Here is a 15,325-nt window from a genome sequence, read left to right on the forward strand (position 1 = left end):
CTGCCGTAGCGAGTCTGTCCATCTGTCAAATCTCCTGTACCAGAACCAATTCAGGCGGTCGGAATTCGGGCGCCCAGGAAAATCTCGGCGAAGTTGGGGTCGGCCAGCAGTTCCGGCCCGCTCGCCTCGTGCCGTATCTGACCTGAGTCCATCAGGAACACGCTTTTGCACAAGGGCAGAATCTGGCTCGGATGCTCCTCGATAACCCAGAGGACACCAGTTCCCCCGCGCTCGATGCGACAGATCTGGTCGATGAGGGAATCGACAATCTGGGGAGCGAGCCCCGTCGTGGGTTCATCGAGAATCAATAGTTGTGGTCGCATCAATAAGGACGAGGCAATCGCGAGCTGCTGGCGCTGGCCACCCGAAAGCGTTCCCGCTCGTTGCTTGCGCCGCTCGGCAAGGATCGGAAAGGTGTCGAACGCCTCGTCGAGCCGCTCACGCGGCAATCTCATCGCGCGGGTGACAACCTCGAGGTTGTCCTCAACCGACAACGCCCCAAAGACATTGCGTAACTGAGGTGTATAGCCGAGACCGCGGCGTGCCCGCGCGCGCGCAGACATCCCTTCGAGGTTCTGCCCGTCGAGTGTCGCGGACCCGCCGCGAGCATCAACTACCCCGGCGATGGTCTGCACGAGCGTCGTCTTACCCGCCCCGTTGGGACCGATGATGGCTGTGATGGACCCGTGTTCGGCGCTGAGGGTGACGCCCCGGATGATGTTGTTGCGACCATACCCGCTGGTCAGATTCTCGACATCAAGCAGTGACATGACGCGCCCCCAGATAGGTCTCGACAACGACGGGATTGCTGATGACCTGGGCCGGCGGACCGTTCGCGATCACCCGGCCCTCGTACATGACGTACAGTGCATCGGAAATCGCGTTGAGAAACGACATGTTGTGCTCGATCACCAAAACCGTCATGTTCTCGTGGGTGCAGAGATCCCGCACAGTCATCGACAGCCGGTGCTGATCGTCGGGGTTGAGCCCAGACGACGGCTCATCGAGCATCAGCAACGACGGCGGCTCCATGAGCAGACGCCCGATCTGGAGCAGGCGTCCTTGCCCGATGGACAGGTCACCCGCGCGGGTGTTCGCCAGATGCGCCAGTCCCATCCGGTCCAGGAGTTCCCAGGCACGTTCGACCAGAGCACGTTCCCCGGCCACCACGTCCCGTGGCGACGTGAAGAGGCGCCAGAGGCGCTCGCCGGGCGCCGAGCGGGCTGACGTGAGCAGATTCTGCAGAACCGACATGTCGGTGAAATCGGCGGTGTTCTGGAATGTCCGTTTGAGACCCATCCGCGCGAGCCGATGCGGCGGCATACCCGTGATGTCACGGCCGTCGAACATCACCGCTCCCGCGTCAGGTCGGAGGAACCCGGAGATCGCGTTGAACAGCGTCGTTTTCCCGGATCCGTTTGGGCCGATCAGGCCGGTGACCACACCCGGGCTGATCTTCATCGCTACGCTGTCGAGAGCCCGCAACTGGCCGAAAGCCTTTACCAGCCCGACAACTTCGAGTGCAGGCTGCGGGGCCATCATCGGTCTCCTGCCGCGACCGTGGCCAACACAGGAGTGGAGGGGCTTGTCTGGTCGGGTCTCGGATAGCTGACCGATCGCGGCCGGAACAGACCACCTGGCCAGAACAGCAGTATCACGATCAAGACGAGCCCCTGCAGGGCATCCTGCAGACTGGCCATGATTTCAGAGGTGAGAAAGTCCGCTTCGATATAGGTAAGTCCTTCTCGTAGGCCGAGAAGCACCACCGCACCGAGCACCGCACCCGCATTGCTGCCGATCCCACCGATGATCAACGCGATGAAGACGGTGAAAGTGATGTTCACGTTGAAGAAGGACGGCGTCAATATCGACAGGTACCACACGTACATGACCCCAGCCAGGCCCATGAAAAACGACGCGAACACAAAGGCTTTGAGTTTGACCGCGTAGACGTTGATCCCGAGCGAGCGGGCAACGGCCTCGTTCTGGTTCACCGCAAGCAGACTTCGGCCGTACGCCGACCGCGTCACACGACGGAAGACCAGGAAACTGACTCCCAATACCGCCAACACAAGTGCCGCGACATACAGCGACTGGGCTCGGCCCGGGATGCTGTCAAGACCGGGCACAGGGGCGTCTAAGAGGCCGCGCGCGCCATTTGCGATCGCCGGCTGGTTGACGAAGAGCTGGCGCATCACCTCGGCCAACGCCAGCGCCACTACCGCGAGGTACTCGCCGCCGATCCTCAGCAGACCGCACCCCACCACGAGGGCGAGGAGTGCCGCGGTCAGGCCGCCTATGACGGTGCCGACCCACCACGGCAACCCCAGCCCGAGAATGTAGGTATACGAGCCGGACTGGGCGGGCATCACCGCGAGCGCGTAGGCGTACGCTCCGATTCCGAAGAACGCCGCCACGCCGAAATTGACCATGCCGCCAACACCGAACTGCAGGTTCAACGCCAGAGCCGCGACCGCGTAGATACCCATCAGGATGACCAGCCCGCCGACAATCAGCAAGGTGCTCACGCGACACGCTCCTTCGGACCGGTGAAAAGTCCCTCGGGCCGGACGAAGACGACCAGGGCGATGGCGGCAAAGACCACCATCTGGGTGTACTCCGAGGGGATTGCCAAGGTGGCCAAGCTCGACGTGAGACCGACCAGAACGGCGGCGAGCATCACACCGTAAATGCTCCCGAGCCCACCGATGATCGCAGCGGCGGAGATGACCAGCACCTGATCCCAGCCGAGTTCCGGATAGATGCGTGCCGTGAGCGCAATCAGAGTGCCCGCCAGCGCCGCCAGTGCGCTGGCGACTGCCCACGTGAGGTACTGCAGATATGTTGTGTTCACACCCCGAATCTGCGCAAGTGCCTGATTGTTCGCCATAGCCCGCAACGCCCTGCCGCTGTAGGACTTGGAAAGCCAAAAGTGCAGTGCCACAACGGCTACTGCGGCAGTGCCGATGACAGCGATCTGGTCGGCACCGGCCACCGCGACACCACCGACACTGATGGTCTTCTGCAGCGGCACATCGAGTGTCTTCACGCCGAAACCGGTGAAGAGCTCGATCATCGCATGTAGGAAGAACGCGAGCCCCACGGATGCGATCATCGGAATGTAGTGCGGGCGTTGGCGCATCGGCCAGAAGATCGCTCTTGCGGTCACCACGCCCACCAACGTCGTGACGATGATCGCCAGGACGCAGGACACGATCCAGTGCAACCCGACCAAGACGTTGAAGCCGTATGCGCTGAAGCCGCCGAGCACGATGAGCTGCGGATGCGCGATGTTCAGGAACCCCTCGACCCGGCGCAGTAGTTCGAAGCCCACTGTCGCGAGCAGCAGAACCGCACCGCTGACCAGTCCGGCGACCACGACGGTCAACACGACTGCACCTTGGCGGCGGGAGCCCTTCGGCCACTCCACCGTTGCCGCAGCTCTCGTGCGACCGGATCGTCGAAATAGGCGGCAGCGGCCCTCAGTGTGCGTTGGAGGGACGCCTCATCACGCACGTCGTCAGCGTCGTTGACGCTGCTCTTCAAGGCGCCGTAAAGCACCGGAGCCTTCGAACCGGCGGTGCGCGCCGTTGCGACGGCCACGGGGATCAGTTCCCCGGGATCGGTGACGAGTTCGTCGACGAGTCCGATGTCGAGAGCGTGCTGTGCGTCGAAAAGCTCTCCGGACAGGATGATTCGCCGGGTGACGCGCACACCGAGCACCTGGTTGGCTCGTTGGATTCCCTTGTCTGCAGGCAGCAGTCCGTGATTGATCTCCGGAAACCCGAACCGCGCCGAACTGACGGCCAACACACTGTCCGAAAAGACCGCGACCTCCATACCGCCGCCAACACAGTGCCCATTGATCGCGCTGACCACCGGACGCGGGTAGCGATCCATCGCCACGAGTAGTGCGTGGAATTCCCGCATGCGGATCTCGATCTCACCGGCGTGCGCACCCTCAAGCTCCTTGATGTCACCGCCGGCGCTGAAGAACCGCTCGCCCTGACCGGTCAACACGATCGGTGGTGCGTCTGGCCTGGCGCGGAGGTGCTCGAACAGGCCGGCAAGATCGTGGATGAGCTGGCGGTTCATCGCATTTGCCGGCGGCCTGTCCAGCGCCACCACCAGAACGCCGTCGTGGTCAGCGGTGGCGAGAGTGGCGGACTGGCCGGTCGCGAGTGGGCTCATAGGTCACCCGGCTACGTTCGCCGGTTGCGGTCCAAGGACAGAGCGCCCTTCGCCGCGTGCGGACGGATACTCCGGCGGACGGCCTTCGCGGAAGGCCTGCCGGGCCTCGAAGTAGTCTGCACCCGCGAAGCCGATGACCTCCAAAGCCGCGGAAAGCTCGTGCTGCGGCAGGGCGTTGGTGAGCCAGCCGGTGTTCAGGGACCGCTTTGTCCAGCGGATCGCCTGCTGCGAACCCTGCGCGAGTTCGTCGGCGACCTCGAGGGCGCGATCCAGCACGTTCTCCCTCGGTACGGCCAGACTCACCAAGCCGATGCGCTCGGCCTCGGCACCGGTCATGCTCGCCGAAGTCAACTGGTAGTACTTCGTTTTGGCCATCCCCACGAGCAATGGCCAGATGAGCGAGGAATGGTCGCCCGCGACCACGCCGACACGGGTGTGCCCGTCTCGAAGCAGTGCATCCTCGGCAGCGACGCTGATGTCGGCCAGAAGCGCCATCGACAGACCCCAGCCGACCGCGGGGCCGTTGATCGCCGAGATGAGCGGCTTGTCCATGTTGAGGATGGCCGTGATCCGCCTGCGCTCACTTTCCATGAGCGCCACCGCTTCGTCCAGCGTGGGCTCTGGCTGGCGTACGTCCATGCCCGTACAGAAGCCACGGCCTGCACCGGTGATGACGGCAACCCGGGTTTCCGGGTCTCGGTCGACGTCCACCCAGATGTCCGAGAGATGATCGAACATCGGCATCGTCAAGGCGTTGAGCCGGTCGGGCCTGTTGATCGTGATGAGCAGAACACCATTGGGCCTGCGCTCGATCAGGATCTCCTCGGGGTAGCGGCTGAAGATGTCATCAGCGGCCAATGTGCTCATCGCGTTTCTCCTACCTTGACTACACTTTTGTGCGAATTCGATTGGGACTTCGACTGTTCGAACGCTTCAAGCTCCGCATAGTGAGCGGGCCGTGCCGTGCGGATATCGGCCAGAATCGCGTCAGCGGGACGCACCACAGCCCGTGGGTTCTTGAACCTGGGGATGACGTATTTGCCGAAGAGTTCGATGGACTTCATCAGTTCCCGGTGCGGGAGTCCATCGATTCTCATGACGATGGCGTCCGCGCCAAGGTCGGCGAACCGCTGCACCTGTGCCGCACAGTCATCCGGGTCGCCCACGATGAATCCGGACGAGTCCTCGAACATGTACCGCTCATCGTCGAAGTCGACGTTCCGCACCGCACCCATGTACTGGTAGTCGGCCGACAACTTGGACAGGCGCTCATACGCGTCGGTCGAAAGAGCCACCGTCTCCTTGAGACTCCGTGCCCACTTGAGGGCTTCCGCACGCGTCTCGGCACAGTGCATCCCGCCTCCGACCGCGACGAGCTTCTGCGCTTGGAGCGGATAGGTATGCGTCGCGCTGTCGAGGGCCTCGTCGTAGATGCGCAACATGCTCTCGACAAAATCGAAGCCCAAGTAGAACCCACCCACGATCGCTCCGATACCTAGCTCGGCGGCTTTGCGGACCGACTCGGGACTTCCGGCCGCCATCGAGATGGGTGGATACGGATGTTGAATTGCCTTGGGCACCAAGCTTCGCGGCGGGATCTTGTAATGCTCGCCGACATACGAGAACACGTCATTGTGCAGGGCCCGGCGAATGACCTCCAGGCCTTCGATGAGCTGAGCCTTGTTCTCGCTCGGTTCAACTTCGAAGGCACGCAACGCAAGTGTCGTGTTCCCTCGGCCAACTCCGAGTTCCACTCGGCCGCTGGACAGGATGTCTTCTGTTGCCAACCGTTCGGCGACGCGAAGGGCATGGTTGATGCGCGTGGGCAAGAGGGTGACCAAGTGCATGAACCGGATGCGCTTGGTCAGCGCCATCAGGTAGGGATAGATGACCTCGGGTGCGGAGGTGGTCGCCGTACCGATCGCGACGTGCTGCTCGGATGTCCCGAACGCGTCGAACCCCACCTCCTCGGCAAGTAGGACTTCGTCCACGAGCTCGCGGTAGCGGTGCTCATGGGTATGCCCCGGGACCGTCTCGCCTTCGCTCATGAAAATGAACCGCATATTCACACCACTTTCCACTAGGTGAACGCTTATTAACGTAGGTCTGGGTCGTTCGATTGTCAACGCCGAACATCCACGCGGCCGTCAGCCCGCCTCGATATACCCCTTCACTACCTATGGACTGCTCATACACAGCCCGCAAGGGGTAGTCCTGTGGCGCCTTCAACCCACCGAGGACAGGAGTCTCTCCGTGCATGCATATTAATGATTATTAATATGATGAGTGCGCCACGTCCGGCCACCGAAGGTTCAGCGCGGTCCGGCCTCCCGACCGCTTCCCGGGCTCGGCACTGCCCAGCACCGCGGTTATCGTTGTTTGCCATGACCACTGACGCTGCAGCGCACGAGCCGTCTGCCGGCACCTCACGCCGAGATGTGTTGCTCAAGGTGGCCGCCGACCTGTTCCTGCGAAACTCCTACGACGGAGTGACCGTGGACATGATCTGCACCGCTGCCGGAATTTCCGGTCCGGGCCTGTACAACCACTTCGAAAACAAGCTGGCCCTCCTGGTCGCGGTCGTGGAGAGTCCCCTGGCAGCCCTGCACCAATTCGCCAGAGAAACCGCCGAGGCGGAGCCCGATCCACGGACCGCGCTGGAGATTCTCGTCGACTTCCACATCAGAAGCGTCATCGGCGCAGCTCCGACGACGCTGATCTTCATGAAGAACGAACATGCCTTGCCGGAGAAGGATCGGCGCCGCATCCGGCGTGAGATGAATCTCTATGCCGAGGAATGGATCTCGATCGTTTCCATACTGCGACCCGATCTCTCCGAACCGGAGGTTCGGCTACTCACCCATACGGTGTTCTCAATGCTCAATTCCGTGGCGACCCTCAACAAGGGCCTGGACCACGATTCCATCATCAAGACCATGTCGACCGCAGCAATCAAGGCGCTCACCTCGCCCAGCGGCGAATGACGTACCAGCCAGCGGAGTACTCGCGTAGATGGGCACTCTGCCCGAATCCGTTGTAGCGCTGATTTTTTCACCGTAGCGGCTGGTCGGCCGCCGCCGCTACGCGTCAATGCTGTTGCACGGCGATGAACATCCCGCCGGCAGCTGCGATCAGAACAGCATCGATGAGGTAGCCATAGGCGCGAGGGCGCAATCCCTGCACCATTCTTCGGATGATGAACGGGCCGATCATCAAGGCCGCACCGACGATCAGTCCGCGAGTGACGACGCTCATCGTCAAGGCTCCGAGTTGACCGAACGTGGCTAGTTTAGCGATGTACAGCAGCAGTGCACTGGCCGCTTCGGACCCGAGAAATGCACCACCGCTCAGGCCATATCCGGTGAAGACTGGAACACTCAGTGGCCCGGTCGACAGCACCAAGCCGGTCAGAAAGCCAACAGCCGCACCGGCGATGCCGAGGTGCCACAGTCGCACGTGCCACGCCCGAACTGCGGCGATCTTGCGAACCGGGATCATCGCCAGAAAGAACGCACCCAGGGCAGCGTCCACGACCCTAGGCGAGATGGTCAACAGCGTGTGCGCACCGAGAACGGCTGCCGGGACACCGGGCGCGGCATACGCAAACACGGGGCGCCAACGAACTTGTCGCCACCACACGACCACACGGCCTACGTTGGCCAAGACCGCCGCGATGCCCATCATCGGTACCGCTTCCCGCGGCCCATACAACAGCACCAGTACCGGCAGTAGTACCAATGACGAACCCGTTCCGACCAAGCCCCCGAGAACACCGGCCGCCACGGCGAGGGCGAAGACGCAACTGAGAGCGAGCATCCACGTCCTCCACACGCTTACTTGGTTGCCAGCGAATCCGCCGCAGCGATGGCTGCAGAGGCTCTCGCGGCCCGCGGTCGCGGTTCAGGCCGACGCTTTTGTGTAACCACCGTCGATGTTGTATGCGACGCCGGTGATCCAGGCGCCATGATCTGATGCAAGGAAGGCAGCCAACGCAGCCACTTCCGCAGGCCGACCGAATCTGGCCATCGGTACGTCACGTTTCGCGATAGCGTCCAACACGGCATCGATTGTCGGTGTCGCTGCGTCCACCAGCGGCTCGGCCATCCGCCGCCATAACGGGGTGTCGATGCGTGCTGGGCAGATGCTGTTCACCGTGATGGTAGGCGCCAGTTCGAGTGAGAGTGTCTTGGAGAACGCCAATACTGCGGCTTTTGCCGCGTTGTAGTCGACACGGCCCGCCGGCGGTTGGTGGCCGTTGACCGAGGAGATATTGATGATTCTGCCGTACTGGCTCTTGAGAAGGTACGGTATCGCAGCCCTTGAGCAGCGCACTGCACTCATGAGGGAGGTCTCTAGCATGGCCGCCCATTCAGCGTCCGATGTACGCCAGTCATGGCCCATGACCGAGTCGCCGACATTGTTGACGAGCATGTCGATCTTGCCGTAGCGACCGGCGACTGTCTCGGCCATCTTTTCGACCGTTGCCGTGACGCAAAGATCACCTTGAAAGACAAGCGGCGCCTCGCCTTCGACAGTGATTTCAGCCTCGGTCTCCTCCAGGGCTTCTCGACCACGTGCCCCGATCGCGACCCGCGCACCCAGCCGCGCAAACTCAAGCGCAACGGCGCGACCGATTCCTTTACTACCGCCGGCGACGAGAGCGACGCGACCGGTGAGATCGATGTTCAACTGGACTCCTGGCTGTCGATCGTCAAAGCTAAACTTTTCATCTTGACTAGTCAAGTAGTAGACAGCGGAAACACTCGGGGTCGATACATCAGCGCGGCTCGCAAGGTTCTCATCGTTTCATGCGATCGGCGGCATCCTGGCAGAAGTCGGCCCACCCGATATGCGATCCGAGGCCATGCGCTGTTCGATCGGGCCACCACCCGCCGCCGGTGCTGTGTTGCTAACGTCTCAGTTCGATCACCAGGTCGACCGCGTCTGGTCGCAGCCACGTCTCCCCGAACTCGATCACGCGACCCAGCCTGGGATCTTCGAGGAGCGCAGAAAGCCGATGCACCATGGGAGCACCGCGGAGCTCAAGTTGCATCGCGATATCCGCTGGAGCGGGACGCAATTCGACCTTTGCCCAGGCTCGAACCGGTTCGATTCCATAGTGCTCAGCCAGCACTTCATGTAGTGAGGCCTCGTTTGACAGGCGCGAGCGAAATCGGGGCAGTAGGTCACCTGGCATGTAACTCGTAGTGCACCCGGCGATGAGGCCGTCGACGAATCTCCGACGCACCACGACGAATACTCGCTGCCCTTTGTCGATCTTCAACTGGTCGGCAAGCCCCTGCGAGGCGGGACGCTCCCGAACGGAGACTGTGGCGATGCCCGGGGTTCCGCCGGCCGCGCGCACACTCATACTCCAACTCGGCGACGAATTCGAGCTGACCACATACGGCAGGCGACGCGCAACGAACGTCCCTTTGCCCTGACTTCGTCGCACCACGTACCGACGCTCGAGCTCCTCCAAGACTGCCTTGGCCGTAAGGCGGTTCATCCCGAACCGCTTCGCAAGTTCGTGTTCCGACGACACCTGCGTCCCCGGTTCCATCAACGCAAGCTCTTGCTGGAGCAGGTTGGCGATCGACTGATAACGCGGGCCCTCGTCAACCAAGAAGCATCCCGTCCTTTCCCAGCCGGCGCGGCGCTGCGCTCCAACGCTCGCACCGTGCTCGGAAAAACTTTACTGCACCAGCGCAGCCGGAGCCCTCGCCGACCCGCTCGCACTCCATCTGAGGCGAGGGACCACCACATCGCCACTCCTGCCGGGCCATAACCTGACTTGACTAGTCAAGTGTGCGATGTTTTAGTGGTCTGCAGCCCAGATCACAGAAAGGCCCACTGAGTTGTCCAGCCCTCACTTTTCCGTCGAAGACACCCTCGGCATCCTGCGACTCGCCGAGCAGAGCCCCTATGAGGACGAGGCGGTGAACCAGTTACAGCACGCGCTGCAAACTGCACAGCAGGCCCGAGACAATCACCGCGACGACGTCATGATCGCAGCAGCTCTTCTGCACGACATCGGCCGTGCACCAGCAGTTCTCGATTACTACGGGAGCGGTGCACATGAGGACATCGGTGCGAGGTTCTGCGCCGAACACATTTCGGAGCGGGCAGCATACTTGGTCGGCCAGCATGTTCCAGCCAAGCGCTATCTCGTCGCAACACAGCCGACGTATGCCGACACCCTTAGTCCCGCTTCTGTCAGATCGCTTGCACGCCAAGGTGGTCCGATGACGGCCGCGGAAGTTGCCGACTTCCGGGCGCACGAGTTTCATGAAGATGCAGCACAGCTGCGCTACTGGGACGATCGGGCGAAGGATTCCACCGTCACTACTGACGATCTGTCGTCCTATGCCGAAGTGTTGCAGCGGGTTTGGATACACGCGGCACGTCATGAGCGGTCGTGACACTCATGTCCGAATCAACACTCCTATACGAGCCGCCACCAGTAGATCTTGGCCCCGCACCGACTGCGGTAGTACAGCCTTCGAGCGGTACGTCGCTGCGAGCTGTCCACGGCGCATATGCCGCCGGCCTCATCGCACCTACCGTAATCGGTGACCGCCAAACAATCGTAAGGCTGGCCGCCAAGGACGAACTCACTGTTGATGGCTGGGTGTTCCACGAGGTAGACGGCGACGAGCCTGCCGCTGATCTGGCTGCCTCACTGGCAGCCGGTGGCGACGTGGCGATGATGGTCAAGGGAAACATCAAAACAGACGTCCTGATGCGAGCCGTGCTGCAGAACCGACGTGAATCAGGGGTCTCGTCCGGCCGTCTCAGCCACATTTTCGCCGTCTATCTGCCAGAAGAGATATACCACAAGCCCCTTTACGTCACTGACGGAGCCATCAACGTCGCACCGTCCCCGGATCTCAAGCAGGTCATCGCGAACAATGCAATTGATTTCGTGCAGTCGATGGGAATCCGCCGTCCCAAAGTGGTGGTGCTGTCGGCCACTGAAACGGTGAGCGCTGCCGTCCCGTCATCGATAGAAGCTGCGGACGTCGGTACACGAATCGCGGATCGGGCAGACGTATTGGGCCCCGTAGCGCTGGATATCGCACTCTCGGGCGCCGCCGCAGCCGTCAAAGGGATCACGTCGCCAGTCGCCGGTGACGCCGACGTGCTGATCTGCCCAAACATCGAAACGGCGAACGGCGTTGTGAAGATGGCGGCTCGCAATCCTCGAACGGTCATCGCTGGACTTGTGGTGGGTGGGAGCTACCCGATCGTGCTTCCGTCGCGCGGCGACTCTCATCAGTCACAGCTGGCTTCCTGCGGGCTGGGTCGCAAGTACCTCGCATGGATGCAACACAACCCGAAACCCCTCTGAGAAGCACTGCGTCAACACGTTCGTGCATTCAGTCACCTCTGTCGCCACTGATGACATACCCAGAATTGAAGGCTCCCATGGCATTGTCGCCTGATCTCCAGCACTCCAGTATCAAGCCCCTGGATCAACTTCGTCGTTGGCGCATCCAGATATTCGCCGTGACCTGGCTGGTCTACTTCGCTCTCTATTTCACTCGCCAAGCGTTCTCCACGGCGAAGGTGGGGATTCTCGATGATCCATCAATGTCAGCAATGACAGAACCGTTAATGGGCGTTCTCGATGCGACCTATCTGACGGCATACGCAGTCGGGCAGTTCGTGTGGGGCACGCTTGCCGACCGGTTCGGTCCCCGCCGTGTCCTGCTGGTCGGTCTGACCGTGTCCGCAGCTTCCGCAGCGCTGATGGGTTTCACGACCGCAATCATCGGGTTCGGGCTTCTCATGGTTGCGCAAGGTCTGGCACAGTCCTCGGGCTGGGCGCCATTGTGCAAGAACATGTCTGCGTTCTTCGCTGTCAGCGAGCGCGGACGGGTGTTCGGATGGTGGACAACCAACTACGCTCTGGGCGGGCTGGTAGCTGGACCGTTTGCAGGTTGGTGGGCATACAGCGTCTTCCATAACTGGCGGGCAGCATTCATATCAACGGCAGCTGTCGTCGCTCTTGTTCTGGTGATCACCGCTGTAGCACAACGGGATACACCGAAGGCAGTCGGTTTGGGTGATGTCGATATCGACGACTGGGCGTCCCGACGTAAGGGACAGCAGAAGTCGCAAGGCGTTGCAGATTCAGTTCAGGTTGTCGAGGGTCCTGACGAATCGGTCGTAGGCGATGCTAACCAGGCTGAGGTCGGAATCCTCCGAGGGATCCGTGACTCGTTCCTCGTCGCTGTCCGTGACCGGATGGTCCTGCGTCTCGGTCTCGCCTACTTCTTGCTGAAGCCGTCCCGCTACGCCATCCTCCTGTGGGGGCCGATAATCGTACTGAAACGCGCCCCACAGGTGACAGACCTTGAGGCAGTGATCGTCCCTGTCACATTCGGCGTTGGCGGTGTGTTGGGGCCGATTCTCATCGGGTGGGCCTCCGACCGCTTATTCCAGTCACGGCGTATTCCGGCCACCGTCATCAGCGTGGTCATCTTGGCCGTGGCGTCGGCCGCCTTCGTTCCACTCACCTCAACGGGCGACATCGCAATGATCGCAATCATTCTGGGTCTGATCGGCTTGAGCATGTACGCAGCAGATTCGGTCCTCTCCGCAACCGCGGCCGTCGATTTCGGGACGAAGGAGCATGCAGGGGCCGCCGTAGGATTCGTCAACGGCTCGGGATCCGTCGGTGCCATTCTGGGCGGACTCATCCCGGGGTTTGTCGGCCCCGAGGCACTGTTCTACTCCTTCGCTGCGCTGGCCCTGCTCACCGGTGTTCTGCTGCTCCCGTCATGGCGCTTACGTGCAGCAACGGCATAGGATCAAACGCAGGATGATGACGTCAGAAATCCCAACAGTTGCTCTGATCGGTCCGGGAGCAATCGGAACGACCATCGCGGCGGTACTTCATGAGGCCGGGCGCACGCCGACCATTTGCGGCCGCTCGATGCGCGACTATCTGGAGCTACGCGATGACGACCGTCGAGTGGTCGTTCCCGGACCCGTACGGATTGATCCCGCGGAAATCAACAACACGTTCGACCTGGTCTTCGTCGCAGTCAAATCGACGCAAGTGCAGTCGGCCGCACGTTGGCTTGCCGCACTGTGCGGTACCAAAACCGTAGTCTGCGTGCTGCAGAACGGCGTTGAGCAGAAATCGCTCTTCGCTCGGTACTCGTCCGGTGGCCCAGTCCTGCCCTCGGTGGTGTGGTTTCCCGCTCAACGCGAATCTGACGGTTCGGTGTGGCTACGCGGCGAACCACGGCTGACCTTGCCGGACGCACCCGGGGCCAGTGTGGTGCAGTCGGCTTTGCGCGGCACCCGATGCTCGGTCGATGTCGCGGTGGACTTCACGTCCCTCGCATGGCGAAAACTGCTACAGAATGCGGTCGCGGGGCTGATGGCTCTGGCAGGTCGCCGTGCGGGCATGTTCTCCCGAACTGACATCGCCAACCTGTCTCTGGCTTACTCGCAGGAGTGTCTTGAGGTTGCGCGTGCCGAGGGCGCGATATTGGACGACGGCGTACCCCAAGAGATCGTCGACAAGTTTCAGAGTTTCCCAGCCGACTTGAGCACCTCCATTCTCGCCGACCGACGGGCCGGCCTGCCCCTCGAATGGGACAGTAGGAACGGGGTCGTCCTGCGACGTGGACGTTGGCACGGTATCCCCACGCCGATCAGCGATCTGGTCGTGCCACTCTTGGCCGCCGCCAGCGACGGGCCCGGCTAGATCGTCGCGGCGGTTACTCTGGCGAAATGGAACGTCACGGCCGCTTCACTTTGCGGGCGAAGCGCGCCGCGGTCGACGGTGTGGCGATCTCGAACTGCTATGTCACGATCCACAACGGTGTAATCGAGGCGGTGAGTCAGAACGCACCGCCAGGGTCGTCGGTTATCGATCTCGGGCACGTCGATCTCATCCCGGGTCTCGTTGACCTTCACTCCGACGCGCTCAATCCTCGCAGTCAGCCGCGCCCTCGAACACGATTCCCGCTGGGCGCCACCCTTCTACAGGTCGACGCGGAAGCCGTGGCAAACGGAGTTACGACCCAATGCCTCTGCCTGACAGTCGATGACGACCTGCAAACTTCGAACGACATTGTCGATCCCACTGATTGGCTGACAACACTTCAGTTGCACAAAAAACACCTCCGCACCGACTCGATGCTCCACGTCAGATTCGAGCTGAGCGCCGAACGATGGCGTCTCAGCGAGCATTTGGCTGACCCGGCTTTAACCAAGCTCGTCTCCTACATGAACCACGCCCCTGGTGTCGGACAGTACAGCCGAGACAGTTCGGCGTGGGACGAGGCCTTTCTTCGCAGCCACGACGGAGGCCCCGAAGACCGCAAACGAATCAGCAACGCGCGGGCCCTTCGCGCGCGCGACGTGTCGTCACGACGACGAGAGACGGCCATGTTTGCAGCGGACGCCGGAATCCCGCTTGCTTCACATGACGACCTGACCCGCCAGGACGCGATGGAGGCGGCCCGAGTCGGCGCATCGATATGTGAGTTCCCGCTAACCCTCGAGGCAGCTGTCGAAGCCCGGCGCACCGGTATTCACGTTGTGATGGGTGCACCCAACGCGTGGCGCGGCAGCTCGCACCTGTCATGGCTGTCAGCCCGGGACGCAATATCGGAAGGTGTCGTCAGCGCCCTGGTGTCCGACTACCACCCAGCCTCACTGATTCACGCGGTCTACAGCCTCGCCGAGGCCGGCGATGTTCCGTGGGCGGCCGCCGTCAGGCTGGTCACCGAAGGACCCGCCGTGGTAGGTGGCTTTCACGATCGCGGCCGGATCGCGAAAGGGTTCGCTGCCGATCTCGCTGCCGTTGATTCATCTGCCGGCTTGCCGATCGTGAAGCAGACCTGGCGCTCCGGCCGACCCCTGATGGGCATTTGCACCGAATGAGTGGGCCTCGCCGGCCGCACCGCGCCGACGTCCACAAGTGGCTCCAGCTGCTCAAACAATCCGCGTCGCTCGTATTTCCACGGGCGACTCTTGCCGAGGCCAGAGGTTGACAGATCGACTATCCAGCCAGACCTAGGGCATCTGCGGTGGCGTTGCAATCCCTTGCAACGGTAGTGACCGCGCTCTCATCTCCATAGCATCTGTGACCGCGACCGGCGCCGACGAG

At 62.0% G+C, this 15,325-nt stretch carries 16 protein-coding genes; 6 read left to right on the forward strand and 10 right to left on the reverse strand.

Going from position 1 to position 15,325, the window contains the following annotated elements; translation table 11 throughout:
* Window positions 1-50: 50 nt before the first annotated feature.
* From G6N67_RS08035 to G6N67_RS08065, 7 genes are read right to left on the reverse strand one after another with little or no spacing between them, the layout of a single operon-like run.
* On the reverse strand, window positions 51-770 hold the full coding sequence (locus G6N67_RS08035) for an ABC transporter ATP-binding protein (RefSeq protein WP_036433063.1): 720 nt from the start codon (window positions 768-770) through the stop codon (window positions 51-53).
* The gene (locus tag G6N67_RS08040) at window positions 757-1,539 is read right to left on the reverse strand and encodes an ABC transporter ATP-binding protein (RefSeq protein WP_051578748.1); all 783 of its coding nucleotides are present in this window, start codon (window positions 1,537-1,539) and stop codon (window positions 757-759) included. The genes G6N67_RS08035 and G6N67_RS08040 overlap by 14 nt, the downstream gene beginning before the upstream one ends.
* Complete coding sequence (locus G6N67_RS08045) at window positions 1,539-2,528, reverse strand: branched-chain amino acid ABC transporter permease (RefSeq protein ID WP_036433058.1); 990 nt, start codon at window positions 2,526-2,528, stop codon at window positions 1,539-1,541. Before G6N67_RS08045 ends, G6N67_RS08040 begins: the two co-directional genes overlap by 1 nt.
* On the reverse strand, window positions 2,525-3,391 hold the full coding sequence (locus G6N67_RS08050; RefSeq protein ID WP_163642143.1) for a branched-chain amino acid ABC transporter permease: 867 nt from the start codon (window positions 3,389-3,391) through the stop codon (window positions 2,525-2,527). The genes G6N67_RS08045 and G6N67_RS08050 overlap by 4 nt, the downstream gene beginning before the upstream one ends.
* Window positions 3,385-4,191, reverse strand: a complete 807-nt coding sequence (locus G6N67_RS08055) for an enoyl-CoA hydratase/isomerase family protein (RefSeq protein ID WP_036433053.1) — start codon at window positions 4,189-4,191, stop codon at window positions 3,385-3,387. Before G6N67_RS08055 ends, G6N67_RS08050 begins: the two co-directional genes overlap by 7 nt.
* A 3-nt stretch (window positions 4,192-4,194) precedes the next feature.
* Entirely contained in the window at window positions 4,195-5,058 is an 864-nt protein-coding gene (locus tag G6N67_RS08060) for an enoyl-CoA hydratase/isomerase family protein (protein WP_036433051.1), read from the reverse strand.
* Complete coding sequence (locus G6N67_RS08065; protein ID WP_230022502.1) at window positions 5,055-6,317, reverse strand: LLM class flavin-dependent oxidoreductase; 1,263 nt, start codon at window positions 6,315-6,317, stop codon at window positions 5,055-5,057. Before G6N67_RS08065 ends, G6N67_RS08060 begins: the two co-directional genes overlap by 4 nt.
* Before the next feature lie 258 nt (window positions 6,318-6,575).
* Between G6N67_RS08065 and G6N67_RS08070 the strand changes: the two genes are divergently transcribed.
* Window positions 6,576-7,175: a TetR/AcrR family transcriptional regulator gene (locus tag G6N67_RS08070; RefSeq protein ID WP_036433049.1), complete on the forward strand. Its 600-nt coding sequence runs from the start codon at window positions 6,576-6,578 to the stop codon at window positions 7,173-7,175.
* Between the two features lie 103 nt (window positions 7,176-7,278).
* Here the strand turns inward: G6N67_RS08070 and G6N67_RS08075 are convergent, their stop codons facing one another.
* From G6N67_RS08075 to G6N67_RS08085, 3 genes are all read right to left on the reverse strand, one after another.
* Window positions 7,279-8,007 (reverse strand): sulfite exporter TauE/SafE family protein, encoded by a 729-nt coding sequence (locus tag G6N67_RS08075; RefSeq protein ID WP_036433046.1) that lies wholly within the window; start codon window positions 8,005-8,007, stop codon window positions 7,279-7,281.
* Window positions 8,008-8,091: 84 nt separating this feature from the next.
* Entirely contained in the window at window positions 8,092-8,880 is a 789-nt protein-coding gene (locus G6N67_RS08080) for an SDR family NAD(P)-dependent oxidoreductase (protein ID WP_036433044.1), read from the reverse strand.
* Window positions 8,881-9,100: 220 nt separating this feature from the next.
* Complete coding sequence (locus G6N67_RS08085; protein ID WP_036433042.1) at window positions 9,101-9,817, reverse strand: GntR family transcriptional regulator; 717 nt, start codon at window positions 9,815-9,817, stop codon at window positions 9,101-9,103.
* Window positions 9,818-10,049: 232 nt separating this feature from the next.
* Between G6N67_RS08085 and G6N67_RS08090 the strand changes: the two genes are divergently transcribed.
* From G6N67_RS08090 to G6N67_RS08110, 5 genes are all read left to right on the forward strand, one after another.
* Complete coding sequence (locus tag G6N67_RS08090) at window positions 10,050-10,613, forward strand: HD domain-containing protein (protein ID WP_051578747.1); 564 nt, start codon at window positions 10,050-10,052, stop codon at window positions 10,611-10,613.
* A 5-nt stretch (window positions 10,614-10,618) separates the two neighbouring features.
* Entirely contained in the window at window positions 10,619-11,542 is a 924-nt protein-coding gene (locus G6N67_RS08095; protein WP_230021499.1) for a phosphate acyltransferase, read from the forward strand.
* Between the two features lie 77 nt (window positions 11,543-11,619).
* A complete protein-coding gene (locus G6N67_RS08100; RefSeq protein WP_051578745.1) occupies window positions 11,620-13,005 on the forward strand; it encodes an MFS transporter in 1,386 nt (461 codons plus the stop codon).
* A gap of 13 nt (window positions 13,006-13,018) precedes the next feature.
* Window positions 13,019-13,915: an oxidoreductase gene (locus G6N67_RS08105; RefSeq protein ID WP_036433040.1), complete on the forward strand. Its 897-nt coding sequence runs from the start codon at window positions 13,019-13,021 to the stop codon at window positions 13,913-13,915.
* A 26-nt stretch (window positions 13,916-13,941) separates the two neighbouring features.
* The gene (locus tag G6N67_RS08110; protein WP_036433038.1) at window positions 13,942-15,099 is read left to right on the forward strand and encodes an alpha-D-ribose 1-methylphosphonate 5-triphosphate diphosphatase; all 1,158 of its coding nucleotides are present in this window, start codon (window positions 13,942-13,944) and stop codon (window positions 15,097-15,099) included.
* The last annotated feature ends 226 nt before the right edge of the window (window positions 15,100-15,325 follow it).

This window comes from Mycolicibacterium mageritense (assembly GCF_010727475.1).
Lineage (GTDB): Bacteria > Actinomycetota > Actinomycetes > Mycobacteriales > Mycobacteriaceae > Mycobacterium > Mycobacterium mageritense.